This window comes from Vibrio sp. 397 (genome assembly GCF_033339395.1).
GTDB lineage: Bacteria > Pseudomonadota > Gammaproteobacteria > Enterobacterales > Vibrionaceae > Vibrio > Vibrio alginolyticus.
The window spans coordinates 112,240-137,306 of sequence record NZ_JAWOUN010000006.1 but is presented as its reverse complement, the minus strand read 5'-3'; the positions used below and the strand labels follow the sequence as shown (position 1 = coordinate 137,306).

22 protein-coding genes and 2 pseudogenes are annotated in these 25,067 nt (G+C 45.5%); 16 read left to right on the top strand and 8 right to left on the bottom strand.

Features of this window, described 5'->3' with window-relative positions:
- Nucleotides 1-23 precede the first annotated feature (23 nt).
- On the top strand, nucleotides 24-584 hold the full coding sequence (locus R7P36_RS11915; protein ID WP_017821071.1) for a carbonate dehydratase: 561 nt from the start codon (nucleotides 24-26) through the stop codon (nucleotides 582-584).
- A complete protein-coding gene (locus tag R7P36_RS11910; RefSeq protein WP_213899589.1) occupies nucleotides 574-1,587 on the top strand; it encodes a CobW family GTP-binding protein in 1,014 nt (337 codons plus the stop codon). Before R7P36_RS11915 ends, R7P36_RS11910 begins: the two co-directional genes overlap by 11 nt.
- A 207-nt stretch (nucleotides 1,588-1,794) precedes the next feature.
- On the opposite strand, the gene R7P36_RS11905 is transcribed toward R7P36_RS11910, so the two are convergent.
- Entirely contained in the window at nucleotides 1,795-2,667 is an 873-nt protein-coding gene (locus tag R7P36_RS11905; protein WP_017821070.1) for an aspartoacylase, read from the bottom strand.
- A gap of 147 nt (nucleotides 2,668-2,814) precedes the next feature.
- On the opposite strand from R7P36_RS11905, the gene R7P36_RS11900 reads away from it, so the two are divergent.
- Nucleotides 2,815-4,074, top strand: a complete 1,260-nt coding sequence (locus tag R7P36_RS11900; RefSeq protein ID WP_213899588.1) for a peptidoglycan DD-metalloendopeptidase family protein — start codon at nucleotides 2,815-2,817, stop codon at nucleotides 4,072-4,074.
- A 523-nt stretch (nucleotides 4,075-4,597) separates the two neighbouring features.
- Complete coding sequence (locus tag R7P36_RS11890) at nucleotides 4,598-5,812, top strand: CobW family GTP-binding protein (protein ID WP_053303729.1); 1,215 nt, start codon at nucleotides 4,598-4,600, stop codon at nucleotides 5,810-5,812.
- A 147-nt stretch (nucleotides 5,813-5,959) separates the two neighbouring features.
- Here R7P36_RS11890 and zigA read toward each other — a convergent pair whose 3' ends face one another.
- Entirely contained in the window at nucleotides 5,960-7,159 is a 1,200-nt protein-coding gene (gene zigA / locus R7P36_RS11885) for a zinc metallochaperone GTPase ZigA (protein ID WP_064354627.1), read from the bottom strand.
- A 190-nt stretch (nucleotides 7,160-7,349) separates the two neighbouring features.
- Here zigA and R7P36_RS11880 point away from each other — a divergent pair, with 190 nt between their 5' ends.
- Both R7P36_RS11880 and R7P36_RS11875 read left to right on the top strand, forming a co-directional pair.
- The gene (locus tag R7P36_RS11880; RefSeq protein ID WP_017821066.1) at nucleotides 7,350-7,775 is read left to right on the top strand and encodes a TraR/DksA C4-type zinc finger protein; all 426 of its coding nucleotides are present in this window, start codon (nucleotides 7,350-7,352) and stop codon (nucleotides 7,773-7,775) included.
- 279 nt (nucleotides 7,776-8,054) lie between these two features.
- Entirely contained in the window at nucleotides 8,055-8,663 is a 609-nt protein-coding gene (locus tag R7P36_RS11875; protein WP_017635732.1) for a MarC family protein, read from the top strand.
- A gap of 419 nt (nucleotides 8,664-9,082) precedes the next feature.
- On the opposite strand, the gene R7P36_RS11870 is transcribed toward R7P36_RS11875, so the two are convergent.
- On the bottom strand, nucleotides 9,083-9,523 hold the full coding sequence (locus tag R7P36_RS11870) for a phosphate-starvation-inducible PsiE family protein (RefSeq protein ID WP_005375731.1): 441 nt from the start codon (nucleotides 9,521-9,523) through the stop codon (nucleotides 9,083-9,085).
- A 174-nt stretch (nucleotides 9,524-9,697) separates the two neighbouring features.
- Between R7P36_RS11870 and R7P36_RS24805 the strand changes: the two genes are divergently transcribed.
- The 4 genes and pseudogenes from R7P36_RS24805 (at nucleotide 9,698) to R7P36_RS11855 (ending at nucleotide 12,914) form a co-directional block, all read left to right on the top strand.
- Nucleotides 9,698-9,916, top strand: coding sequence for a hypothetical protein (locus tag R7P36_RS24805; protein WP_213899587.1), 219 nt, complete (start codon nucleotides 9,698-9,700; stop codon nucleotides 9,914-9,916).
- A gap of 414 nt (nucleotides 9,917-10,330) precedes the next feature.
- Nucleotides 10,331-11,110: pseudogene (locus tag R7P36_RS24800) on the top strand (PAS domain-containing protein); the annotation flags it as partial.
- On the top strand, nucleotides 11,108-11,644 hold the full coding sequence (locus R7P36_RS24795; protein WP_372036153.1) for a methyl-accepting chemotaxis protein: 537 nt from the start codon (nucleotides 11,108-11,110) through the stop codon (nucleotides 11,642-11,644). The pseudogene R7P36_RS24800 and the gene R7P36_RS24795, both read left to right, overlap by 3 nt.
- A 391-nt stretch (nucleotides 11,645-12,035) precedes the next feature.
- A complete protein-coding gene (locus R7P36_RS11855) occupies nucleotides 12,036-12,914 on the top strand; it encodes a DMT family transporter (RefSeq protein WP_017634269.1) in 879 nt (292 codons plus the stop codon).
- 46 nt (nucleotides 12,915-12,960) lie between these two features.
- Here R7P36_RS11855 and R7P36_RS11850 read toward each other — a convergent pair whose 3' ends face one another.
- The 5 genes and pseudogenes from R7P36_RS11850 to R7P36_RS11830 all read right to left on the bottom strand — a co-directional run bounded on the left by R7P36_RS11850 (nucleotide 12,961) and on the right by R7P36_RS11830 (nucleotide 17,965).
- The gene (locus R7P36_RS11850) at nucleotides 12,961-13,869 is read right to left on the bottom strand and encodes a hydroxymethylglutaryl-CoA lyase (RefSeq protein WP_213899586.1); all 909 of its coding nucleotides are present in this window, start codon (nucleotides 13,867-13,869) and stop codon (nucleotides 12,961-12,963) included.
- Nucleotides 13,869-14,695: pseudogene (locus tag R7P36_RS11845) on the bottom strand (enoyl-CoA hydratase-related protein). Before R7P36_RS11845 ends, R7P36_RS11850 begins: the two are co-directional and overlap by 1 nt.
- A gap of 29 nt (nucleotides 14,696-14,724) precedes the next feature.
- Nucleotides 14,725-16,329, bottom strand: coding sequence for a carboxyl transferase domain-containing protein (locus tag R7P36_RS11840; protein WP_065275375.1), 1,605 nt, complete (start codon nucleotides 16,327-16,329; stop codon nucleotides 14,725-14,727).
- Between the two features lie 25 nt (nucleotides 16,330-16,354).
- Nucleotides 16,355-17,524, bottom strand: a complete 1,170-nt coding sequence (locus R7P36_RS11835; protein ID WP_005387610.1) for an isovaleryl-CoA dehydrogenase — start codon at nucleotides 17,522-17,524, stop codon at nucleotides 16,355-16,357.
- 66 nt (nucleotides 17,525-17,590) lie between these two features.
- Nucleotides 17,591-17,965, bottom strand: a complete 375-nt coding sequence (locus R7P36_RS11830; RefSeq protein ID WP_017821195.1) for a MerR family transcriptional regulator — start codon at nucleotides 17,963-17,965, stop codon at nucleotides 17,591-17,593.
- Between the two features lie 275 nt (nucleotides 17,966-18,240).
- Here R7P36_RS11830 and R7P36_RS11825 point away from each other — a divergent pair, with 275 nt between their 5' ends.
- The 6 genes from R7P36_RS11825 to mmsB are packed head-to-tail and all read left to right on the top strand — an operon-like array spanning nucleotide 18,241 to nucleotide 25,032.
- Nucleotides 18,241-19,452 (top strand): acetyl-CoA C-acyltransferase, encoded by a 1,212-nt coding sequence (locus R7P36_RS11825; RefSeq protein ID WP_213899585.1) that lies wholly within the window; start codon nucleotides 18,241-18,243, stop codon nucleotides 19,450-19,452.
- A gap of 23 nt (nucleotides 19,453-19,475) precedes the next feature.
- Entirely contained in the window at nucleotides 19,476-20,969 is a 1,494-nt protein-coding gene (locus R7P36_RS11820; RefSeq protein WP_033906948.1) for a CoA-acylating methylmalonate-semialdehyde dehydrogenase, read from the top strand.
- Nucleotides 20,970-20,988: 19 nt separating this feature from the next.
- Complete coding sequence (locus R7P36_RS11815) at nucleotides 20,989-22,143, top strand: acyl-CoA dehydrogenase family protein (RefSeq protein WP_213899584.1); 1,155 nt, start codon at nucleotides 20,989-20,991, stop codon at nucleotides 22,141-22,143.
- A gap of 38 nt (nucleotides 22,144-22,181) precedes the next feature.
- Nucleotides 22,182-22,967 carry an enoyl-CoA hydratase gene (locus tag R7P36_RS11810; protein WP_033906950.1) on the top strand — a complete coding sequence of 262 codons (786 nt, stop codon included), beginning with the start codon at nucleotides 22,182-22,184 and terminating at the stop codon, nucleotides 22,965-22,967.
- 8 nt (nucleotides 22,968-22,975) lie between these two features.
- On the top strand, nucleotides 22,976-24,115 hold the full coding sequence (locus tag R7P36_RS11805; RefSeq protein ID WP_033906951.1) for an enoyl-CoA hydratase/isomerase family protein: 1,140 nt from the start codon (nucleotides 22,976-22,978) through the stop codon (nucleotides 24,113-24,115).
- An 11-nt stretch (nucleotides 24,116-24,126) separates the two neighbouring features.
- The gene (gene mmsB / locus R7P36_RS11800; RefSeq protein ID WP_005375775.1) at nucleotides 24,127-25,032 is read left to right on the top strand and encodes a 3-hydroxyisobutyrate dehydrogenase; all 906 of its coding nucleotides are present in this window, start codon (nucleotides 24,127-24,129) and stop codon (nucleotides 25,030-25,032) included.
- The last annotated feature ends 35 nt before the right edge of the window (nucleotides 25,033-25,067 follow it).

Sequence of the window (25,067 nt, the reverse complement as noted above, 5' to 3'; positions counted from 1 at the left end):
GCCATAAACAAACTGGAAGCATTATGTTAAGAAGAAACCCAACGGGCCATATGCCACAGGTGTCCTCAACAGCCTTTATCGATCCAACCGCTATTATCTGTGGCAAAGTCATTATTGAGGATAACGTTTTTATTGGACCCTATGCTGTTATTCGAGCTGACGAAGTTAATAACCATGGAGACATGGAAGCTATCGTCATCAAACGTGACACCAATATCCAAGATGGTGTCGTAATTCACTCTAAGGCAGGGGCTGCGGTGACCATTGGTGAGCGCTCATCCATTGCTCATCGTTCGATTATTCATGGTCCTTGCCAGGTTTGTGATGATGTTTTCATTGGCTTCAACTCCGTCGTGTTCAATAGCGTCATCGGTGAGAGGTGTGTTATTCGTCATAACTGTGTCGTCGATGGCCTCGATTTACCCGCTTATTTCCATGTACCACCGATGACTAATATTGGTGTCGGTTTTGATTTAGAGAGTATCTCTAAAGTGCCGCCAGAATATTCAGCTTTTTCCGAATCCGTCGTTTCTGCCAACCATGAACTAGTCCAAGGCTACCGGAGAATTGCCAATGAACTGTAATAAGCCACTGATTTCGCGAGTGCCGACTAACATCATCACTGGCTTTCTCGGGGTGGGGAAAACATCGGCAATAATGCACTTATTGACCCATAAACCGAGTCATGAACGTTGGGCTGTATTGGTCAATGAATTTGGCGAAGTTGGTATTGATGGCAGCTTGTTACAAGGCCAAAAAAAACAACAAGACCAAGTGTTTATTCGAGAGGTCCCCGGGGGATGTATGTGCTGTGCAGCAGGTCTTCCGATGCAAATCGCCTTAAATCAATTATTGTCTGAAGCAAGGCCAGATCGATTGTTGATTGAACCTACAGGCCTTGGTCATCCTAAAGAAGTACTGCAAGTGCTATCGACCGAGTATTATCGTCAAATTCTCGCTTTGCAAAAAAACATTACTTTAGTCGATGCACGTAAACTATCGGATCCTAAGTACACTGAGCATGAAACGTTTAACCAGCAAATCACTATCGCAGATACAGTGGTAGGTAATAAGCGCGATCTCTATCAAGATGAAGATGAGCAAAAGCTGACGGCTTATATAGCAAAGCTCGGTCTGCGGGAAACAAAAGTGATTTTCGCTGAACATGGCGCTATCCCTTTTCATGAATGTGAGGGAGCGACTCGTATTGACGTGCAAAAAACGCCCTCTGTTCTTTATCGTGAAAGAGAGAAAAAGTCACTTGTTCCTGAGTTGCCTATGCCTGAGAGCGGCATTCTAAAAGCAACCAATCAGGGGGAAGGTTTCTACAGTATCGGTTGGCGTATATCCGCTGAAAACGTGTTCGATCATCAAAAGCTGAGATTATTGCTGCTCGACCTCAAGGTCGAACGAATGAAAGCGGTTTTTATCACGGGAAGCGGTATTTTTGGTTACAATCTAACATCAGATGGACTCACAGAGTTTGAACTAGACGAGTGTTCAGAAAGCCGCCTAGAACTGATCTCTTCCGGTCTAGATGACCAATTTAAAGATAGATTATTTCGATGTTTGGAGAAGGCATCATGATAGAAAAGAGAAAACTCTCCTTTTAACCATAATGTCTTACCTCCTTAAAATTCTAGTGGGGTTTCTTTTAAAGCTGCGCTTAGGGCACTTATGCTGCCGTATTAGGGTGGGGTTAGTACCCGTATTTTCTGCCTATGCGGTTCAGGCACAGTTTTATTCATGGGGTGAGGTATCCACGTTACACGTGGCCTAATTACTTGCTTTAAGTTACACGGAAGAAACACGTCTTTTTTTAGCGAGGGCCATTGCTATATTTGCGGTACTGTAGGCGCTCTCATTGATAAAGTGCGGGTAAATTTCCCCTTTGCCATTCCAATGGATATCATAACCAGCGAAAGTCGCTAATAAAGGTGCTCCTGGTTTGACCGCCTCAAAATCTCTGCCACAAATAGTAGGGTGTACTAGTGCTTGCCGCATACCCTCTTGATCAAGTGGAACCCTGATTTCTTCGGTGTAAAAAAACGCCTCATAATCGCTCAGTAAGCCTATTTGGTTGAGGTTGTGCTTTTCAACATAGTCCAATACTGCGGTAAGCATCTGTTTCATCAACTCCAACGTACTGTACTCTAGCGCACCATGTGCTTGCGCCCCGACCTCAATCATTATTCCATATTGCCCAGCAGTACAAAGGTAAGGTTGCTCTTGCCATTCTTTTCGCTCTTCGAAAAGGACATGTGCTGATGGCATTCGTTGTTTGACGTACGCGCCCAGTTTCCGATAAAACACATCGTTAGAAAGCAAAATCAACGTCGCTCCCATATTGCTTGTTGTATTGTGCAGGTCAACAATCAACAGTTTTTCTTGGTTTGCATATTTCTCGATAAATTGATGTGCAATCTTGCTTTCATGCAAATCAGGACAATGATTGCTATTCATTGCTGAGAACTCGCGATTTAAGTCTGTATCGATGTATCGGACGTTGTGTTTTGCTGCTTCGGAGTTTGCGATGATCGAGCAGGCTGAAAAGGTTGATCTATTGACAGAGTAACGTTTTTCTTTGATTAGTTTATGTAAATAAATACCAGAAAGTTCGTTTCCGTGTGTTCCTGCAACGATAAGTGCTGAATTGAATGTGTTCATTATTGAGCCTTCTCAAAGAGAATGGGTTGAATGACTGGTCTTCTCTTAGCCAATCCAGTGAACTGAATAAACGTTTACTAAACTGAGTAAAAACAATCCTAGATATGCTATAACATAACAATCGTTGTTATTGATACTTAGTTTCTCATGAGTCAGTTTAAATTTATTGCTTTAATCGTTGCTGTGTTTTGTTTTTCGGTCGCTTTGCTTCTACCTACAGAGGATGAGCCAAATCAAGATAGTCACAGCGCTCAACTGAATCAAAGCAGTGATTCGTCACCACTTCCATCATCAAAGATAGTGGTTCCCTCAGATAGCAGTTTGACTCCGTTGCCTAAACCTAAACAAATACACTATATAGTTAAAGTGGGAGATACGCTCAGTGGTATCTTCGCTCAATTGGGTCTCCCTTACGGTATTTTGCAGCAAATTCTCTCAGTTGATCTTGATCACCTCCAGCTAGATATGATTCAGCCCGGAGAAGAGCTTGAATTAGTGATGGATGACATGGGGCAATTGAGTCGACTAATTTATCATATGAGCCTTGTAGAGAAGGCTATCTACACTAGAGAAAACGATGGCTCCTTCTCTTACGAATTTCAGGAAATTTCAGGGGAATGGCGTGAAACCTTATTTTCGGGAGAAATCAAAGGGAGTTTTTCAGTCTCGGCACATCGAGTAGGATTGGCATCAGGCCACGTCGCAAATATTACGCAGGTGATGAAAGATAAGATTGATTTTGCGCGATCTCTTAGAGCCGGTGACCGTTTCGATATATTAGTGAAACAGCAATATTTAGGTGAACACAAAACTGGCAATAGTGAGATTAAGGCTATTTCTTTTAACTTAGCGAGGGGCGAAGTCGCTGCATTTCTAGCCGAGGATGGACGGTTCTATGATAGAGCTGGTAACAGTTTGGAGCGAGCGTTTAACCGTTATCCTGTCGATAGGGCATACCGCCGAATCACCTCTGGGTTTAACCCTAAGCGTAAACACCCAGTGACGGGAAGAGTCACCCCGCATAACGGAACGGATTTCGCGACACCAATCGGTGCGCCAGTTTATTCTACTGGGGATGGAAAAGTAATTGCGGTCCGCAAGCACCCTTATGCCGGTAATTATTTAGTGATTGAACATAACAGTGTGTACAAAACTCGTTACCTACACTTGAATAAAATCTTGGTTAAAAAAGGTCAAGTTATAAAGCGTGGGCAAAAAATAGCCCTCTCTGGGAATACTGGTCGTTCAACCGGACCACATTTACATTTTGAAGTTTTAGTTCGTAATCGTCCGGTTGATGCAATGAAAGCCGACTTACCCATCGCGAAGTCGCTTCCTAACATCCAGAAACCTTCGTTTTTGGCGCGAGTATCAGAGTTTGATTATCTAGTAGAAACGAAAAACTGAGTCCCGACAATTTGTTAGGGCTCAGTTATGCTATTTTGTGTTGTGAGGTTGGAGCAATAGGTGAGTGTCAATATGTGTTCCTAGAAGAATAATGACTGCGATTTTTTCTTTTACGTGCGCCCACATCCGCAACATCGGACACTTTGCAACAACCTCCGCCTTTGATCGGCCTACGTGAAAACATCACACCAATCGCGAGCATCGCAATACAACTTAGGAAAATAAGAACGGTAAGAACTAAAGTCATAACACCACCTCCTATAAATCGCTGTATTGTCATCTTTCTCCAATTTTATAAACAAAGCAATGGTCGTTTTGTAACCACTTATTATTTTTATCAATAGTCAGACCTTTGCTGGTGATGAAACGTGATGAGAAACGAAGGAGAGTTCTGAGAAATCAGCCCCTGTGATCTTTACCGATTCTTAAGTTTTGCGTCTAAGACAGCAATTGGATTCCTTCTATAACTCACTAAGCTGTTATGTTATAACATGCGTTCATCCAGAGTTTGTAGGTCAAAAGTATGCCATCAATTCCAGTCACCATTTTGCATGGGTTTCTCGGGTCCGGGAAAACCACGTTTTTACGCAACATTCTTCAACAAGCCGATTCTTCTGGTATTGATCTGTCCGTTATTGTTAATGACATGAGTGAGTTAGACGTCGATGGCGTGCTTATCTTAAATACCGATGCGGTGAGTGAAGAGCAGGGCAACTTTGTTACGATCAGTGGAGACAGCATCAGCAGCCTGAGTGGTGTAAAGCAGCTCGATAAAGCCCTTAAAAAGCTCTGCGCAGAAAAATCGCCAGAATGGGTTGTGATTGAAACGTCGGGCAGCAGTCATCCTTTACCTTTGGTCGAGTACTTCAAAAGTAACGCACAATTCGCACTCAAAGACGTAATTACGTTGGTGGATGCGACTTGGTTGCGAGATGACTATCGACAAGGTTCTGCCTTAATCCCTAAGTGGCAGGAGAACGTGCAGCAGGGTGTTCGCGGCGTTGAAAACTTGTTGGTAGAGCAAATCATGTTCTCAAACCGTATCATGCTCACCAAGACGGACAAAGTGGACGACAATACCGTTCGCAACATCGCGCAGGCGATTCACCCGCTTAATGTTTACACCGAGATAATCAAAACGTCATGGGGAAACTTAGATATCCGCATGTTGAAAGGTGAGCAAGACTACAATTTCTTCCTCGTTGAGCAGTTAACCGCAGAACTTCGTGAGACGGCGAATGAGCCGTTGAATCTCTCTGATAAAGACGAACAAAGCCTTGTCGCCAAAGTGATCAAAGATGATCGACCTTTTCATCCTGCGCGTTTGTGGAATACCTGCCATCAGTATTTAACTAAAGGTGTGTTCCGCAGTAAGGGGTTCTTTTGGTTCCCAACTCGAGACGATGTTTCACTACTTTGGAGCCAAGCAAACGGCAATGTGGGGCTTGAAATTACAGGCTTTTGGCGCGCTTCGGTAATCAATGACGAATCGCAAAACTTCACAGAGGAACATCGTCAAATCCTACAAGATAAGATAGACAGCGTTGAAAGCCGCTTTGGTGATCGTCGTTGTCGCTTAACGGTGATTGGGCAAGAAAACGAAGTCGATGTGTTTATTGATGCGCTGGAAAACTGCTTTTTAACGGATGTGGAATTGGAGCAATGGCAACAAGGGGCAACATTTGAAGATCCTTGGCCAAAGAAAATAGCTAAGTTGAGCCAGAAGAAGACGGTTTGAATGCACTGGTGAGGATTCCCTCGCTACATGTTTGAATCTCGGGTTGTTTCGAGAACGGACTTACTGAATTGGCTCGGTATACCAAAATTGGCTCTGTGTAACGAAAAAGCCTCCCGAATGGTGGGAGGCTTTTTGTATCTCAGTCGTTTACTGTTCCCATTCAGGGAAAGGGTCTTCCAGAGATAACCAATAGTCGAGCCCTTGCTCTATCTCATCTTCTGTTAACAAGCATTCGTTAAGACGAGCAATCAATTTCTCTTGCTCTAATCCCTGACCAATAAACACCAATTCTTGTCGCATATCGCCGTATGGTTCTTGCCAAATGTCGTTTATAGCATCTAGGTAATCTTGATCCGTCGGCCATTCCTCCTTCGGAATCGCTTTCCAAAACATACCCGCAACACCATAACGTGCGATGCCTCCCGCTTGGCTCCATTGACCGACAAACTCTGGTCTGGTTGCTAGCCAAAAGTAACCCTTGGAACGAATCAGTTTGCCGTAATCTTTCGCATTGTGGAGGAAGTCGTAAAACTTCTCTGGATGGAAAGGGCGTCTCGCATGATAGGCAAAGCTGGAAATGCCGTATTCTTCGGTTTCCGGTATGTGCTCGCCTCGCATTTCCTTCAACCAACCTGGGGCTTGTTGTGCCTTTTCAAAACTGAAGCTTTGTGTGTCGAGTACCGCATCAAGTTCTACTTCACCATTCGAGATAGGAAGAATAGTGGCCGATGTATTAAGAGTTTTAAGAATCGCAAGAAGCCTTTCGATTTCTGATTTCTCAGCAAGGTCGGTTTTACTTATCAAGATAACGTCAGCGAACTCTACTTGATCAACGAGTAAGTCAGCAACGCTGCGTTCATCGTCTTCACCTAATGATTCGGCTGTCTCTGTTAAGAACTTAGCTTCATCGTAATCACGCAGAAAGTTAATCGCATCAACCACCGTAACCATGGTGTCTAAACGTGCAACGTCTGAAAGTGATAGCCCGTTTTCATCAGCAAACGTAAAAGTCTCTGCAACGGGAAGTGGCTCGGCGATGCCAGTGGACTCGATAACTAAGTAATCGAATCTGCCTTCTTGCGCGAGTTTAGTGACTTCTTCAAGCAGATCTTCACGCAGGGTACAACAGATGCAACCGTTACTCATTTCAACCAACTTTTCTTCACTGTGGTTGAGAGAAACTTCATTCTGAACGGTCGCTGCATCGATGTTGACTTCGCTCATGTCGTTGACGATGACCGCGACTTTTCTGCCTTGTCTATTGTTAAGAATATGACTTAAAACGGTTGTTTTTCCTGCGCCTAGAAAGCCGGACAAAACCGTAACAGGGAGTTTCTGGGTGTTCATGCTCATGCTCTTTATAGTGTAATGTTATAATATAACAATTAATATAGTCGGTGATCTTAACTCTGGCATCAAGCAGTTTGTGAGTGTGTCGAGCACTGCACCTTATTGGCGGCTTTATTTGTCGTTTAGTTGCACAGGTTCAGATGTCCGGAATTTAGAGATCGAACTCTTATCTCGGTGTGGAGGTTCTATGAACGAAGAGAAAAAGCATGTCATGACAGAAGAAGAAATTCTTGCAGCGCCCGAGGCGGATTATATGAATGAAGCTCAGCTCGCGTTTTTTGAAAACCGATTATTTGAGCTTTATGAATTGACGTTAGCGCATATTGAACGCGCGAAAGAAGAGATGATTGCGCCAATGGAATTCAGTGACGAAAGCGATAGGGCGTCCAGTGAGGAGCAATCTGCAATCGCATTAAGAATCATAGATAGAGAGCAAAAGCTGTTACCTAAGATTCAACGATCGTTGGCTCGCTTGAGCGCAGGGGAGTATGGCTATTGTTTAGAGTCCGGAGAACCTATCGGCATTCCAAGGTTATTGGCACGACCTACTGCTGAATATAGTGCAGAAGTAAAAGCTCAAATGGAGTCAAAAGAGCACTGGTATAAACACTAAAGCCTCACTATCTTATGACGTCGATATTCTTCTCGTTCACTTGTTTTTTTTGATGTTCTCTGAGAAGTCTAAAGCGATGGCGACTACCGTTAGGTATGGTAGTCATTACCTTTGAGATATTAATAGTTATCGATAGGATAGAAGTAAGTTCTGTATTGTAAATAACGCACCATTTTTGTTTTTCTGAATGAGCTCTCGCTATGTTAGCGTCAAACATTTTCTCTGCTACTTCAAGCTGATCTTCTATCCTTAAAGCTAAATTGGTACTGGAGAAGTAGCATGATTGACTTTGTGGCAACTTTTATCTTTTTCTTTGCTGTCATCGATCCCATAGGTACTGTGCCCGTTTTTATCGCAGCCACAAAAAGCTATGAAGAAGTGGCAAAGCGTAAGGTCGCTCTGTTTGCGACTCTATTCTCCGCTGCTATCCTACTGTTTTTTGTTGTTGCTGGTGAAATCATACTTACAGCAATGCGTATTCCCTTGTCTGCGTTTCAAATCTCGGGCGGTATCGTATTGTTCTTGTTTGCTTTGACTATGATATTTGGTGAGAGTAAACCAGCAGAAGAAATCAGAACGCTCAATAGTCATCATGATACAGCAGTTTTTCCTCTAGCCATTCCATCAATTGCTAGCCCTGGCGCAATATTAGCCGCCGTTTTACTCACAGAGAACGTGCGGTTTAATATTTGGGAGCAAGTCCAGACAGTGGCTATGATGCTGCTGGTACTATTGGTTGTTTATATCTTGCTATTAATGGCCAGCGGCATACACAGGATTATTGGGAATACAGGAGCTAGTGCTGTAAGTCGGATCATGGGGTTGATATTAGCCGCTGTGGCCACGACCAACACTCTGAATGGGATTGAAAGTTACTTTGACCTTTAAGGCTTTTTCGCAAACTGAGCTGAAGGTATGCGTTAAGAGCTAATTTTACGGCGAGATGACCGACCACCTGACAATCACTTTTCTGGCGGTTACTTTTAGCCGGATGTAATCCTTCAGGCTATTCGTGACGACCTTGTTTAAGAGGATCACGGAAAAGTTGAAATTAAAATACATAGATGTTGAGGGTATAAATCAGATGGGGAACTGGAGCAACACTTGCCCCATTGAGCTGTGCCAATACTCAAAGATTAGCTGCTAGAAAATAATATCGATAATTTCTCCGCCTAGGCACTACTCTATAATCTTGTAGTCTCGCAGTATATAGAGCCTAGCATGGAGGAATTTATTAGCTTCCAACGTGCCAAGACAAGACTTTTTCATGCCTTGAGAGTATCTGAAAATTCGGGAGGCTGAGAAGTTTATTCAGTATGGCTCTTATTGGGCAGTTTATGGATCAGCCAGTAACCAAGACTCATACTAAGAACTACAGCCGCAATTCCAATCAGGTACATTGGAGACAAGGTTTCAAAGTCTATAATAATGACCTTTCGGGAGATTGCCATCAGCGCGGTGGCCATGACGATTTTTACATGAATAACATTTTCTCTCAGGTAAATAGTTATATTGATGAAAATTTCAATAGCAATTAAAACGGCCATAAAAGCACCAAAAGTGGCTAGCATATCTGAAATCGTCAGAATGAGTTTAGGTGGCGTGATAAGTTTTTGATATATCGTCCATGCAACATCTATCACACCCATGACGATTACAAACAACATAACTATCGACAATACTCTTACAGACCAATGAATCACTATCTGTAATTTTTTTGTTAACTTATCATTTTTATCGACTTCCATGGCCCTGTTTCCTTCGCTTGTTTATGTTCACTTAACCTTCATATGTTGAAGCTAGACAATTGAATACATGTCGTTTAAAGCATAGTTGCTGTGGTGAGAGATAGAAGCGTCCGAGGGAAGGAAGTTATGAAACTTAGGAGTGGGCACAATGTTGGACACATAATGTAATCTCTGGTGTCATGCGTTATTACCTCATTACCTCATTACCTCATTACCTCATTACCTCATTACCTCATTACCTCATTACCTCATTGCCTCATTTCTGATCGTGACGAGTCGACTGGTGAGGTGGTGATTCATCACCTTCACGGCAAACTGAATGAGCGGATACCACAACGTATTGATACTGGGCAAATCGATGCGCTTGTTGCTGGTTCCTCCGTGCGTTGTTAATAGAAATACAAGCGAATAAGGAGTGGGTAATCGCTCAAAAGTCGGGTGGAAAAGCGGTAAAACGGCGAAAATTATTGGAACTAAGTCAAGGCCCTTTTTTTAAATGAAAAGGCTTATTGATCTGAACACACCACTTCTCCATATAAGTATATCCACAAATACAAACCTCAAATTGGCGATAAAGAGCTTTAATATTGATAAATATATAAACAACTTGGGTGCTGAAGAAATTTCAGTATACTGCGCTTAGGTTACACTGGAGAAAAAATCGCCGTATTCCCTGCGGGGTCCTTTGATAAGAAATAGAAATCGCGTTTGAATATGCAACCAAACGATTTTGCCGCTTGCAGTTTATTCGGTATACAAATAATAAACCTTTGACTAATCCGAAGGTCGGTCAAATGAGAGAAAGTCATGTTTTTTAATAAGTCGCTTCAACAAGAAAATCAACGATTAAAGCAGGAGTTGCAAATCCTGCAGCAAATCCAAACCAGTTTAGATGAAGAGATGATCCGCTTAACATTGGATAGTAAAAGCATCATTACTTCTGCAAATACTAAGCTACAGCAAGAACTTTTCTTAAATGATGATGAGATCTTAACGAAATCAATTAATGAATTGGTACCGTCAAATTCGCGCAATACAGATCACTTTCATCGAATGAAGAAAGCCGTCCAAGATAAAGTGTTCTGGAATGGGGCATTGCAAGTACAGAAAGGTAATGGTGAGGAAGCCTGGTTAAGAACGATTATCCAGCCTGTTTTAAATGAGCACAGAGAAGTAGAAAGCTTTTTTGTTTTTGCTTCTGAACTTACGCGAACGATCAAATCATCTCGTGAGCAAGAGGACATGCTAAATGCATTAAGTCGTTCTATGGCGGTGATTGAGTTCACATTAGATGGCCATGTTTTAAAAGCCAACGATAATTTCCTAAACACAATGGGTTATACGCTTGATCAGATTCTAGGGAAGCATCATCGCATGTTTTGTGATCAGGAAGAGTCGAGCTCTCAAGCTTACCGTGAGTTTTGGCAACGTTTAGCAAAAGGGCAATTTTCATCAGAGCGATTCAAACGAGTTAACCGTTATGGTGAAGAGGTGTGGTTAGAGGCTTCATATAACCCAATCCATAACGACAGAGGAGAGCTCTATAAGGTCGTTAAGTTCGCGACAGATATTACCCAGCAGGTGATGCAGGAACAGAAAATGGCCCAGGCTGCGCAATTGGCGAATGAAATCTCGCAAGAAACTGGAACACAAACCCTGCAAGGGCAAGAGGTTATAGGCTCAACGTTAGAAAAGATGCAGATACTTTCCGAGCAAATGCAGCAAGCGAACACCGCGATTGACGAGCTTAAAGCGCACTCATCGCGTATTAGCGAGTTGGTAAATAGCATCAGTGGTATCGCTGACCAAACTAACTTATTGGCGTTAAATGCGGCGATAGAAGCGGCTCGTGCGGGTGAGCATGGTAGAGGTTTTGCCGTTGTTGCTGATGAAGTCAGACAGCTTGCTACAAGAACCAATGCAACCACCGATGAAATTGTCACAATGGTCAGTGAAAACCTACAGCGAACAGATAACGCAGTTAAGCTGATCGCTAAATGCCAAAAAGAAGCACTAGATACGCTAGAGCTCTCTGAAAAAGCAGGCAATGTGATGAATGAAATACAAGATGGCGCTAGCCGTGTTGTAGAGGCCGTGGAGCAATTTAACCGCTCGTTGTAGTTAATCAATAAGTTTTCATTGTAGGGGCGATGGGTAAAAAGCAATTCGCCTTATTCAACCTGTATTGAGGAGCGCTGAAGTCGCAATACTACTCCTGCCGCAGTCAAGTTAAGCGTTTTGAAGGGGAGGTAGTTCGACACCTGGTACAGGTTTTAGCCAGTTTGCTTGCTGTATAGAATGCTAAAGTAATTTAGTATGCGAAAAGGCTTGCCTTAAGACTTTGCCTGCATTTAATGTATCTAGCAGCAGAACTTCAATCTGCGTGACAACAATACAGGAGAGGATCGGGCTTTCACTTTTTCGCTCGACACAAACCCCTTTCAAATTTACACAATAGCGCAGTAAAACTCTCTTGCTGCGCTATTGTGTGTTCCATATTTTGTGAGTACTTATGTTTAACTCAGAACGCAAAGCGACGGTTATTCTGGTTGCGACGACGATGATCGCGGCACTTGGCTGGATATTCTCTAAGGAAACAATACAGGGTTTACCACCTTTTGGCTTTATTGGGGCGCGATTTACTATCGCTTCGCTCTGCTTACTGCCTCTATGTTACCGACCTTTGCTGAAAGCAAACTTAAAAGATGTGCTTTCTGCTGGTGGTGTCGGGCTCCTGTTAGGCAGTGCCGTTATGACATGGATTTACGCTATTTCTATCAGTGATACTCTCGGGGAAGGCGCATTTATCATGAGCCTTTCCATGCTGTTTGTGCCGATTGTTGCATGGGTTATGTTTCGTCAACGACCACAACGAATTTTCTGGCTTTCTTTGCCTATCGCTGTATTAGGTCTTGCTTGTCTTTCTTTAGTTGGTGGCTGGAAACAATCGGCCAGTCAATTGTGGTTTCTTGGTGCAGCACTGGTTTTGGCGCTTCATTTTAATGTGAACAGCAAATACTCTCAAAAACTACCTGTGCTGCTGCTTACTTGCGTGCAACTTTTTTCAGCAGGTTGTTTAGGTTTGTTGGTTTCATTTTTTATGGAATCTTTCCCGGTAGAGGTGGACTCCTCTATTTGGTGGTGGTTTGCGTTGAGTACCTTATTAGCGACGAGCTTGCGTTACGTAATGCAAACCATGGGGCAAAAATTTGTTCAGGCAGGTAACGCTGCTCTAATTATGATATTAGAACCAGTTTGGACGGTTATTCTGAGCGTGCTGTGGTATGGCGAAGTACTAACGGCAAATAAACTAGTAGGTTGTGTGCTTATCTTATTTTCTCTAATTATTTATCGTACTGGCGGGCGGTTTCGCTTCCCTACCCGAAAGTAGAGCAAATTAACTTGGGTTGGGAGAATTTGAGGTGCCGGATGGCCTTCTACGAAAGTGATAATACTCGGTTACGCAATGCTAATGACACTTTTGATGTAGGCTGCCGACCCAGCTCTTCGCTGATCATCCAGCCAGCTTTAGCCAGTAGCTCTAAGTCGATCCCTGTTTCTATTCCTAACCCTTGGCACAAATACAGTACATCCTCCGTTGCGACATTTCCTGATGCGCCTTGAGCGTATGGGCATCCACCCAGCCCAGCTACACTACTGTCGATGGTATTGATGCCCATACTCAGTGCCTGATAAATGTTGGTGAGAGCTTGTCCCCATGTGTCGTGGAAATGGACAGCAAGCTGGCGAAGAGGTGCAACCAACATGACGGCTTCCAGCATAGCAGCGATACGGTTTGGCGTGCCTGTACCGATTGTGTCGCCTAGAGACACCTCATAACACCCTAAATCGATGAGTGATTTGACCACGCTCGCCACTTGTTTAGGGGCTGTCGGGCCATCGTAAGGGCAGTCGGCAACGCAGGATAGATAGCCACGAACAGGGATGCCGTGTTTGGTGGCTAATCGCATTACAGGTTCGAAGCGAGTTAGGCTTTCTGCAATCGAGCAATTGATATTGTGTTGGCAGAATCCTTCTGAGGATGAAGTGAAAATCGCGACCTGATTGACACCAGCCTCTAACGCTTGTTCTAAGCCTTTTAGGTTTGGTGTCAGGGCAGAGTAGGTAACATGATTTCGCCGTGTTATTGCTTTCATGACCTCTGTTGAGTCCGCCATTTGTGGCACCCATTTGGGTGAGACAAAAGAGCCCGCCTCAATATGCGTTAGCCCAGTATCAGAGAGTAAGTTGATCAGCCGGATTTTAGTCTGGGTCGCAACAGGAGATTCATTTTGCAACCCATCTCTAGGACCTACTTCGACAATCTTTACTTTGGAAGGTAGCATTACTTGTCCTGTGACTTGGTGACCCAACTTGGGCTACGTTTTTCAAGAAACGCTTGCAGCCCATCTTGACCTTGGGGTGATACTCTAATGTCCGCAATGAGCTTGCTAGTATAGTGAATCAGTTGTTGATCGATGGGGTTTTGATGACATTGATGGCAGAGCGTTTTCGCTTTACGCATCGCATCTGGGCTATTCAGTAGCAACGTCTTGATTACGCTATCGACCGCATTTTCAAGCTGTTTGGCTTCTTTCACTTCGTGCACAATACCAAACCGTTCGGCATCTTCGGCTGAAATGACTTCACCACTTAAGATATAGCGTCTAGCTTGTCGCGCATGACGTAAGGCGCAATGGTCGCTGGAACTAAACCAAGCTTAACTTCACTTAAGCAAAAGTTGGCACTTTGGCTTGCGATGGCGATATCACTACAACAAATCAACCCTAAAGCACCACCATAAGCGGAACCTTGAACAACTGCGATGGTGGGTTGAGGGAACGAATCTAATGTTTCCATGAGTCTTGCCAAGTTTTGGGCATCAACGAAGTTATCTTGCCTCGTGCTGTCGGCCATCGACTGCATCCAATTCAAATCGGCCCCGGATGAAAAGTGCTTGCCGTTACTTCTTAATACCAAGCACCGCACATCCGTTCGTAAAGCGAGATAATCTAGGCGGTGGATCAGCAAGTCGATCGTACAAGCGTCAAAAGCATTGTGTTTAGCTGTTCTGTTTAGGGTAATGGTCGCTACGCCATTATCATCGACATGCCAAAGAACATCATCTTGCCTTTGGGCGTTGGGAATAATGCTTGGTTGCATTTCCTGCATACTAACTTCCTTAATTCATCTTTGGATGTTTACATTCTGAAGACGCCAAACTCGCTATCAGGAATGGGGGCATTTAATGCTGCCGTTAACGCTTGACTCAACACCTGACGCGTTTTTTTAGGGTCAATAATTCCGTCATCCCATAGCCGAGCACTCGCAAAATAGGGATGTCCTTGTGTTTCATACAAGTCTATGATCGATTCTCTAAAAATGTGCTCTTCTTGCTCTGACCACGCTTCCCCCTGACGTTCCTTCGCGTCTTTTCGAACTTGTGTTAAAACGCCTGCTGCTTGTTCTCCGCCCATCACAGAAATACGCGCGTTCGGCCACATCCACATCATGGTTGGATCATACGCTCGGCCGCACATGCCGTAATTACCAGCGCCGTACGATCCACCGATGATCACGGTAAACTTCGGCACGTCAGCACAAGCGACGGCCATCACTAGCTTGGCGCCATGTTTTGCGATGCCTTCTTCTTCAACCTTTTTTCCGACCATAAAGCCGGTAATGTTTTGGAGAAAAAGAAGCGGTGTTTTCCGTTTGGCGCACAGCTCAATAAAGTGCGCGCCTTTTTGTGCCGATTCAGAAAACAAGATACCGTTGTTTGCCACAATGCCAATCAAGTGTCCTTGAATACGAGCGAAGCCACACACTAGCGTTCTGCCGTACAAGGATTTGAATTCGTCGAAATCAGAATCATCGACGATGCGGGCAATAATTTCTCGAACGTCGAATGACAGTCGTAAGTTGGCATTCACGACTCCGTAGATTTCTTCTGCGTCGTAGCGGGGAGGAAGTACGGTGTTTTCTGGCTTAACAGGTCTTGTTCTATTGGCATTGGCAATGGCTTCTCTCGCAAGCATTAGGGCATGTTCATCATTTTCAGCGTAATAATCTGCGACACCAGATTTTCGACAATGCACGTCTGCACCGCCGAGCTCTTCACCCGTCACGACTTCGCCAGTGGCCGCTTTCACCAAAGGTGGCCCCGCCAAAAAAATGGTGCCTTGCTCTTTAACCATAATGGACACATCCGCCATGGCAGGAACGTACGCGCCCCCAGCAGTGCAAAGCCCCATCACAACAGCAACTTGGGGGATGCCTTTCGCCGACATTCTCGCTTGGTTAAAGAAAATGCGACCAAAGTGTTCTTTGTCGGGGAAGACGTCGGACTGATGAGGGAGATTTGCGCCACCGGAGTCCACCAAGTACACGCAGGGGAGTTGGCAACGTTGGGCAATCTCTTGCGCTCTAAGGTGTTTTTTTACCGTGAGTGGGTAGTAGGTTCCGCCTTTTACCGAAGCATCGTTGGCGATGACCATGCATTGAATCCCCTCTATGATACCAATGCCGGCGATAACACCAGCGCAGGGGATCGCTTCGTCATACACTTGCCAGGCGGCAAACTGGCTGATTTCAAGAAAGTCAGTGTTGTCATCAAGCAAGCGCGCGATGCGTTCTCGTGCGGGGAGTTTTCCTTTTTGCCTCTGGTGCTCAATGGCTTTTTCACCGCCGCCCTGTTTGATGGTCTCGATGTGTTGATTAAGTTGAGTGACCAACGTTTCCATCGCAGCTTTATTGGAAAGAAATAACTCGTCAGTTGGCTTAGTTTTACTTTTGATAATGGCCACAATGACTTCCTTGTCGTATGTTCCGTTAGCGAGATTCTTCGAACAGTTCTCGGCCTATTAACATGCGGCGAATCTCTGAGGTACCCGCGCCGATTTCATAAAGCTTTGCATCACGTAACAAACGACCAGCAGGGTATTCATTGATGTAGCCATTCCCACCGAGCAGTTGTATTGCATCGAGTGCCATTTGTGTGGCGAGTTCTGCACTGTACAAAATCGCGCCAGCGGCGTCTTTGCGTGTTGCGTTACCTCGATCACAAGCCGCTGCGACGGTATATACATACGCTTTTGCTGCACTCATTCGAGAGTACATATCGGCGATCTTGCCCTGAACTAACTGAAACTCGCCAATGGATTTTCCAAACTGCTCTCGTTCATGTACGTACGGGACCACAATGTCCATGCAAGCTTGCATTATCCCGAGTGGTCCGGCAGCGAGGACGACGCGCTCGTAATCCAGCCCACTCATTAACACCTCGACGCCTTGATTCAACTCGCCAAGAATATTCTCTTTTGGCACTACGCAATGGTTAAATACAAGTTCGCAAGTATTCGAGCCTCTCATGCCTAGTTTGTCCAGCTTTTGAGCATGAGTGAAACCTGCGAAGTTACGTTCAATAATGAATGCGGTAATGCCACGTGAACCTGCGCTGACATCCGTTTTAGCGTAAAGCACCACTACGTCAGCATCGGGCCCGTTTGTTATCCACATTTTGTTGCCATTCAGTACAAAATGGTCGCCCTTGTTCTCCGCTTTCAGTTGCATGCTTATCACGTCTGAACCGGCATTGGGCTCACTCATCGCTAGGGCGCCAACGTGCGTACCATCAATGAGTTTTGGAAGGTATTTTTCGCGTTGAGAAGGCGTGCCGTTACGAAAGATTTGGTTGACGCACAGGTTAGAATGAGCGCCGTAGCTTAAAGCGACAGACGCAGAGGCACGGCTGATTTCTTCCATGGCAACAACATGAGCGAGGTATCCCATGCCTGCACCACCAAGCTCTTCATCGACGGTCACACCAAGCAACCCCATTTCTCCCAACAAAGGCCATAAATGATTCGGGAACTGGTTATCGCGGTCTATCTCAGCGGCGATGGGCGCAATATGTTCCGTAGCAAAGGCATTAACGTGTTCTCGGAGCATATCGATGGTATCACCAAGTCCGAAATTGAGTGGGGTATAGGTGCTTTTCATAACGTCTCCCGGTATCAGAGGTAAGGTGGAAAAGCCTGTAGCGGTGTTGCTAATTGAGTATAGCGTTTATGTCTGCTTGCTTTTGAGTGTTTGAATACAACGCTCCTTAGCGGCATTCAACTCTGCCATAACGACGCTGATGTCGTTGAGTTGTTGCTGTAGGACGGCTTGTTTCTCTTCAATGATATTGAGCATTTTCAATAACTGTCCTTCGGTTTGTTGCATGTCGTAGAGCTCGAAAAGTTCACGAATTTCTGCCAACGAAAAACCGAGTCGTTTCCCTCTTAAAATCAGTTTGAGGCGAATTCTATCCCTGCGTTGATAAACGCGCATATTGCCTTTTCGCTCTGGTTCAATCAGACCCACGTCTTCATAAAACCGGATACTGCGAGTAGTAATATCAAACTCCTTGGCGAGGTCACTGATCTTGTATTTTTCCATAACATACTTACCTCGAATAAAAATCCAGTTTCTGGAAATCGAACCTTAAATGGGAAGGCCGAACATCAACTTTGAAATATAAACGTCTGCTTGGTGTGTTTTTTCATCTCATTGTAAAGGCTAGTGCTATGCTTACGTAAACGTCAAGAAATCGCGGAATGAAAGTTTGTTAGTGAAAAAGGCGATAAAGGCTGGTGTGGCGCTTGGTGAGTAATTCTATGTAGGGTGTCATCAGTCTGCCAAGTGTTCACATATACCTTAAGGGAATGCGAATCATGGGAAAAGACATCTGGATTGTCAGCGCGAAAAGAACGCCAATTGGGCGCTTTCAAGGCAAGTTGCAAACTTACTCTGCTCCTCAATTAGGCGCACTGGCGATCAAGGCGGCAATGCACGAAGTGAATGTGACTTCGGTGGATGAAGTGTTCATGGGATGTGTGCTTCCAGCAGGGTGTGGACAAGCTCCTGCGAGGCAAGCATCTATGGGGGCAGATCTTCCTTTGGGTGTAGGGTGCACCACCATTAACAAAGTGTGTGGCTCTGGCATGAAGAGCGTCATGTTAGCGCACGATCTCATTAAAGCTGGAACGATTCGCTCTGCCATTGCTGGTGGTATGGAAAGTATGACCAATGCGCCGTATTTGCTGAGGGAGGCGAGAAAGGGAATGCGTATGGGGCACCAGTCTGCGTATGACCACATGTTTCTCGATGGGCTACAAGATGCTTACGAAGGGCACTTAATGGGTGTTTATGCTCAGCAAGTCGCTGACAGGCTTAAGTTCACCAGAGAGCAAATGGATGAATGGGCCGTGATGTCGGCAAAACGTGCGTTGGAAGCTCAAGAGCGAGGCTTGTTTGCCGATGAACTTTCGCCGGTTTCACTCAATACCAAGTCAGAACAAGCGGAGCTGGACTACGATGAGCCCCCACGCTCGATTGACCTTGGTAAAATTCCTCAACTCAAACCTGCATTCGATGAAAAAGGTACGGTGACCGCTGCTAATTCGAGTGCCATTTCAGATGGCGCGGCGGCTCTTGTGCTTATGGATGAAGACACTGCGCGTCATCAGGGGCTTAAACCACTTGCGATCATCAAGGCGCACTCTACACATGCCAGAAAACCTGCAGAATTTACTTTGGCACCCGTCTACGCAATTGAGCAACTGCTGTTCCAGCTAGATTGGTCAATTTATGAAGTGGACCTGTGGGAAATCAATGAAGCCTTTGCCGTCGTGACACAAATAGCGGTGGCGGAACTTGGGCTTGATACGAGCAAAGTAAATATTAAAGGTGGAGCCTGTGCACTTGGGCATCCGATTGGGGCTAGTGGCGCACGAATTCTGGTGACATTGATTCACAGTTTGCGTCAGCTACAAGCGTTAGGCACCAATGGTGATCTCGAAGCCAAAAAAGTGATGCGGGGTGTTGCGTCACTTTGTATCGGCGGTGGAGAAGCCACGGCGATAGGCATTGAAATACCGCTTTAATTGAAATCAGAAAGGAGTAAATGATGACTCGTTTGGTTCCCTTGTTTATTGGTGGCGAGTTTCGTGAATCTCAAACATCGGATTGGGTTGAGGTAACCAATCCCGCCACTAATGATGTCATTGCGTACGTTCCATGTTCCACAGAGCACGAGATGGAAGCCGCCATTGATAATGCGAAAGAGACATTCCAATCTTGGAAGGAAGTGGCAATATCCGAGCGTGCCCGAGTTATGCTGCGTTATCAGCACTTGCTCAAAGATCATCATGATGAGCTTGCCACACTGCTTTCTCATGAAACGGGTAAGATTTTAGCGGATGCCAAAGGCGATGTGTGGCGTGGTATCGAGGTTGTTGAGCAGGCTGCAAACATTGCTAGCAACATGATGGGAGAAACCGTCGAAAACGTTGCCACGGATATTGATAGTTACTCAATGATTCAGCCCTTAGGTGTGTGTTGTGGGATCACGCCGTTTAACTTTCCAGCCATGATTCCGTTGTGGATGTTCCCAATCGCTATCGCTGCGGGCAATACGTTTGTGCTCAAACCCTCCGAACAAGTGCCATTGACCTCTATTCGTTTAGCTGAACTATTTGAGCAAGCTGGCGCGCCGAAAGGAGTGTTGCAGATCGTTCATGGCCGCAAAGAGCAAGTCGACTTTCTTCTGGCTCATCCTGATATTCGAGCGGTGTCATTTGTTGGCTCGGTTCCCGTTGCCCGTTATATCTACACCACAGGGACTAAACATTTTAAACGGGTTCAAGCTTTTGCTGGTGCAAAGAATCACATGGTGATCATGCCTGATGCAAACAAAGATCAAGTGGTGAATAACCTAATCGGAGCCTCCGTAGGGGCTGCGGGGCAACGCTGTATGGCGATTTCTGTTGCGGTATTTGTCGGCGATTCAAAACAATGGATTGCAGACCTGAAACTGGCGATGGCGAAAGTACACCCAGGGCCTTGGGATGATGAACAGGCTGCTTATGGCCCACTGATCAGTGAGCAAGCCAAACAACGCGTATTGGACCTAATCGAAGATGGCAAACAACAAGGCGCAGTGTGTGAACTGGATGGCAGTCAGTGTGAAGTGGAAGGCTTTCCCGATGGAAACTGGATTGGCCCAACCTTGTTTAGCGGTGTAACAGCGAATATGTCGATTTACACGCAAGAGATATTTGGCCCTGTTTTAGTTTGTATGGAAGTCGAAACGTTGCAAGAGGCCATTGAGTTGGTGAATCGCAACCCATACGGGAACGGCACTTCCATTTTTACGGCTAATGGCGCTGCTGCGAGAAAATATCAGCATGACATTCAAGTCGGTCAGGTTGGGATCAATGTGCCTATTCCAGTCCCTTTACCATTTTTCTCCTTTACTGGTTGGAGAGGCAGTTTCTATGGTGATTTACATGCGTATGGTAAACAAGCGGTACGTTTTTATACCGAGACTAAAACGGTGACGGCACGTTGGTTTGATGACGATATTCCAACGGGGCCCAATCTGACCATCCAACTGCGCTGAGTGAATAAAAGGAGCTTTTATGGACTTTGAACTTAATGAAGATCAACGTGCATTTGCCGATACCGCTCAACAATTTGTCGATGAGCGTTTAGCACCGATGGCGGCGGAGTGGGATGAAAAGCAGATCTTCCCCAAAGACGTATTGAGAGAGGCGGGGGAACTGGGGTTTCTCAGTCTCTACACACCAGAAGAACATGGCGGCTTAGGGTTAAGCCGTTTGGATGCGTCAATTATCTTTGAACAACTCTCAATGGGCTGTACGTCGACGACCGCTTTCATGACTATCCACAATATGGTGAGTTGGATGATCGCGAGTTTCTCGAACGAAGAAGTGAGAGCCAAATATTGCTCTAAGCTGGTCTCTGGCGAGTGGTTGGGTTCATATTGCTTAACCGAGCCTAATGCGGGATCGGATGCCGCTTCGTTGGCCACAACTGCGAGCAAAAAAGGTGATACTTACGTGCTGAATGGCGGCAAAACCTTTATCTCTGGCGCAGGAGAGACAAATGTTTTGGTCGTGATGGCGCGAACCGGAGAAGCGGGTGCCAAAGGCGTGTCCGCATTTGTTGTCCCTGCTCACGCAGATGGCATCAGCTATGGGCGCAAAGAACCCAAAATGGGTTGGAACAGCCAGCCAACACGAGCGGTTACTTTTGAAAATGTCGTTATTCCAGCTAGCCATTTACTGGGCGAAGAAGGGCAAGGTTTTGTTTTTGCGATGAAAGGGCTTGATGGAGGGCGTATAAATATTGCGACCTGTTCCGTCGGTACGGCTCAACAGGCCCTTGAACAGGCGACACAATATATTCAGGAGCGTAAGCAGTTCGGCAAACCGCTTGCGCAGTTTCAAGCCTTACAATTCAAATTGGCAGACATGGCAACAGAGCTAGTGGCTGCGCGGCAGTTAGTGCGCTATGCCGCCAGCAAGCTCGACCGAAATGATCCGGATGCCACGGCTTATTGCGCTATGGCAAAACGGTTCGCAACCGATGTGGGCTTTCAGGTTTGCGACCACGCGCTGCAGCTTTATGGCGGCTATGGTTACATCAAAGAGTATCCAATGGAGCGTCATTTCAGAGATGTACGTGTGCATCAAATTCTGGAGGGAACGAACGAAATTATGCGTTTGATCATCGCACGTCGTTTGCTCTCTGAGGATTCGGCTTTGCTTTAGCAAAGTATTGTATTTGCTCATTGATAAAGGATTCAGATATGCCATTAACCCAAGCAGCCATTCAACATACGATCGCTAATCATGTTGCGGTGGTGACGATGAACAACCCGCCAGCCAATACGTGGACAGCAGAGAGTCTCAAGGCACTGAAATCGCTGATACTCACACTTAACGATGATAAGCAGGTCTATTCATTGGTTTTAACCGGCAGTGGAGAAAAGTTTTTCTCTGCTGGTGCGGATCTCAAGCTATTTTCTGATGGTGACAAAGTGGTTGCGTTAGACATGGCTCGATGCTTTGGTGAAGCTTTTGAAACGCTCTCTGAATTCCGTGGTGTTTCCATTGCCGCCATTAATGGTTACGCCATGGGCGGAGGGTTAGAAGTGGCATTAGCTTGTGACATTCGAGTCGTTGAAGAGCAAGCGGTACTTGCTTTACCAGAAGCCAAAGTCGGACTTTTGCCCTGTGCTGGTGGTACCCAAAACCTCACAGCGTTAGTGGGGGAAGGTTGGGCAAAGCGCATCATTTTATGTGGAGAGCAAGTCAGCGCTGACAAAGCAAAAGAACTAGGCCTAGTTGAGGAGTTGGTTCCCAAAGGCGAAGCTTTAAGTAAAGCGATGGAGCTTGCTGAATCTGTTGCGAACCAGTCGCCATCTTCTGTCGCCGCATGTAAGGCGCTCATTCAAAATATGCGCTCTGCGCCACTTCAGCACGGCTTAATGAAAGAGCGAGAGTTGTTTCTGAATCTTTTTGATACGGAAGATCAAGTTGAGGGTGTTCGCGCCTTTTTAGAAAAACGCCCACCGCAATGGAAAAACCGATAGGAGGCCACATGGCAGGGATGGTAACCATTAGTGAAATAGAGTGCTTAGATGGCGTGCACCGCATTGGTATCGCAACGTTAGACAACACCGCTTCATTGAATGCATTGACGTATGACATGTTGGTCCAACTCAACGATCAGCTTATCAAGTGGCAAGATGATCCACATATGGCTTGTGTGGTACTGACTGGCGCTGGAGAAAAAGCATTCTGTGCTGGTGGTGATGTTCGAGCTATGTATCACGTCATGCATAACGAGAGTAAAGAAAAAATCGTAGAGTTCTGTACGAACTATTTCTCGTTGGAGTATGAGTGTGACTATCTCATCCACACTTACAACAAACCCATTATCGGTTGGGGAGAAGGTATTGTCATGGGCGGTGGGATGGGGCTTTTTATGGGAACCAGCCATAAAGTTGTGACAACAACATCACGCCTTGCTATGCCAGAAATCAATATCGGACTGTATCCTGATGTGGGAGGTACGTGGTTTTTAAGCCAGATAGATCCGCAAGTGGGCTTATTCCTCGGATTGACAGGTTCAATGGTAAATTCAAGTGACGCTGTCACTATTGGTTTGGCCGATTGGTTACTGTTGGAAGAGCAGTATCCCACCTTACTGGATGAGCTAAAGCGGCTCCAGTGGGGCAAAGAAGATGCGAAAGAGTTGGTAACTGCGCGACTACAATTAATGGAAGAACAGGTTATTGATAGCAAACCAACCACGCAAATTTGTCCATACTTAGATCAGATAGAGGAAGCGTGCAAAGGCTTTGATCTTAATGCGATAGCACAGCGAATCATGACTATCGAAGGGAATAGCCAGTGGATAGAAAACGCGAAACAAACGTTCGCATCGGGCAGCCCGATCACCGCGCATATTTGCTTTAGACAAGTGAAAGAGTACCACAGCTTACCGCTTGCAGATTGCTTCCGTTTAGAGTTGAGTTTGTCGGTTCGCAGTGCCTTATTAGGTGAGTTTAAAGAGGGCGTCCGTTCTCGGCTCATTGACCGGGATGGCGAGCCGATCTGGATATTTAACAGTGTCAGTGAAGTCGATGAAGATGTTATCGATACTTTGTTTACCTCTCTTTGGTCAGATAACGAGCATCCGCTTGCTAATTTGGGTGAACAAACACTAGGTCAATAAGGAGAATGATCATGAGTACCATCGCATTTATCGGTTTAGGAAGAATGGGGCATCCTATGGCGCAAAACTTACTCGCGTCTGGATTTAACGTGCAAGTATTCGATGTCGATAGCGAAGCCGCAAAGCAACTAGTACCTTTTGGTGCGGTGGTGGCGAGCTCTATCGAAGAGGTAGTAGATGGTGCTAGCACAGTCATCACGATGCTACCAGCAGGGTCTCACGTTCGTTCCGTGTATCTTGGTGACTTACACGGTGGCGTAGGTGTCCTCAATCTTGTCTCGCCAAGTACCTTGATGATTGATTGTTCAACCATTGATCCGGACTCCGCGCGATTAGTCGCCAATGAAGCGGCAAATAAACGCGTGTTGTTTGTCGACGCACCCGTTTCGGGGGGCGTTGCTGGCGCTAAAGCGGCGACATTAACCTTTATTGTTGGTGGTTCGGATCAAGCGTTTTCTAAAGCCAATGCCATTTTGCAGTATATGGGAAAAAATGTTTTCCATGCTGGCAAAGCAGGCGATGGTCAAATGGCGAAAATCTGTAACAACCTTATGCTCGGCATTTTAATGTCTGGTACGTGCGAGGCATTAAACCTAGGTATCGATCATGGACTCGATCCAAAAGTGCTATCAAACATCATGCTGCAAAGCTCTGGCCGAAATTGGGCATTGGAGCTTTACAATCCTTGCCCAGGCGTGATGGACAGTGCGCCAGCCAGTCACGATTACCAACCGGGCTTTATGAGCAAACTCATGCTGAAAGATCTCGGCTTGGGGTTAGATGCGGCGTTACAAACACATTCTTCGGTTCCGATGGGGTCGTTAGCGCGCAACTTATATTCTTTCCACAACGCGAGCGGCCACGGCGAACTCGATTTCTCAAGCTTATTTGAGTTATACAAGAGTAAGAAAGGCTAGACCGAGTTTTGTGACAAACCAGCCCGAGATGGTGA

Coding starts and splice junctions, on each gene's coding strand:
- R7P36_RS11820 (WP_033906948.1), top strand. CDS start 19,476: ATGACTCGTTTGGTTCCCTTGTTTATTGGTGGCGAGTTTCGTGAATCT.
- R7P36_RS11805 (WP_033906951.1), top strand. CDS start 22,976: ATGGCAGGGATGGTAACCATTAGTGAAATAGAGTGCTTAGATGGCGTG.
- R7P36_RS11870 (WP_005375731.1), bottom strand. CDS start 9,523: ATGGAAGTCGATAAAAATGATAAGTTAACAAAAAAATTACAGATAGTG.
- R7P36_RS11850 (WP_213899586.1), bottom strand. CDS start 13,869: ATGCTACCTTCCAAAGTAAAGATTGTCGAAGTAGGTCCTAGAGATGGG.
- R7P36_RS11880 (WP_017821066.1), top strand. CDS start 7,350: ATGAACGAAGAGAAAAAGCATGTCATGACAGAAGAAGAAATTCTTGCA.
- R7P36_RS11835 (WP_005387610.1), bottom strand. CDS start 17,524: ATGAAAAGCACCTATACCCCACTCAATTTCGGACTTGGTGATACCATC.
- mmsB (WP_005375775.1), top strand. CDS start 24,127: ATGAGTACCATCGCATTTATCGGTTTAGGAAGAATGGGGCATCCTATG.
- R7P36_RS11915 (WP_017821071.1), top strand. CDS start 24: ATGTTAAGAAGAAACCCAACGGGCCATATGCCACAGGTGTCCTCAACA.
- R7P36_RS11905 (WP_017821070.1), bottom strand. CDS start 2,667: ATGAACACATTCAATTCAGCACTTATCGTTGCAGGAACACACGGAAAC.
- R7P36_RS24795 (WP_372036153.1), top strand. CDS start 11,108: ATGCAGGAACAGAAAATGGCCCAGGCTGCGCAATTGGCGAATGAAATC.
- R7P36_RS11830 (WP_017821195.1), bottom strand. CDS start 17,965: ATGGAAAAATACAAGATCAGTGACCTCGCCAAGGAGTTTGATATTACT.
- R7P36_RS11855 (WP_017634269.1), top strand. CDS start 12,036: ATGTTTAACTCAGAACGCAAAGCGACGGTTATTCTGGTTGCGACGACG.
- R7P36_RS11810 (WP_033906950.1), top strand. CDS start 22,182: ATGCCATTAACCCAAGCAGCCATTCAACATACGATCGCTAATCATGTT.
- R7P36_RS11900 (WP_213899588.1), top strand. CDS start 2,815: ATGAGTCAGTTTAAATTTATTGCTTTAATCGTTGCTGTGTTTTGTTTT.
- R7P36_RS11890 (WP_053303729.1), top strand. CDS start 4,598: ATGCCATCAATTCCAGTCACCATTTTGCATGGGTTTCTCGGGTCCGGG.
- R7P36_RS11875 (WP_017635732.1), top strand. CDS start 8,055: ATGATTGACTTTGTGGCAACTTTTATCTTTTTCTTTGCTGTCATCGAT.
- zigA (WP_064354627.1), bottom strand. CDS start 7,159: ATGAACACCCAGAAACTCCCTGTTACGGTTTTGTCCGGCTTTCTAGGC.
- R7P36_RS11910 (WP_213899589.1), top strand. CDS start 574: ATGAACTGTAATAAGCCACTGATTTCGCGAGTGCCGACTAACATCATC.
- R7P36_RS11815 (WP_213899584.1), top strand. CDS start 20,989: ATGGACTTTGAACTTAATGAAGATCAACGTGCATTTGCCGATACCGCT.
- R7P36_RS11825 (WP_213899585.1), top strand. CDS start 18,241: ATGGGAAAAGACATCTGGATTGTCAGCGCGAAAAGAACGCCAATTGGG.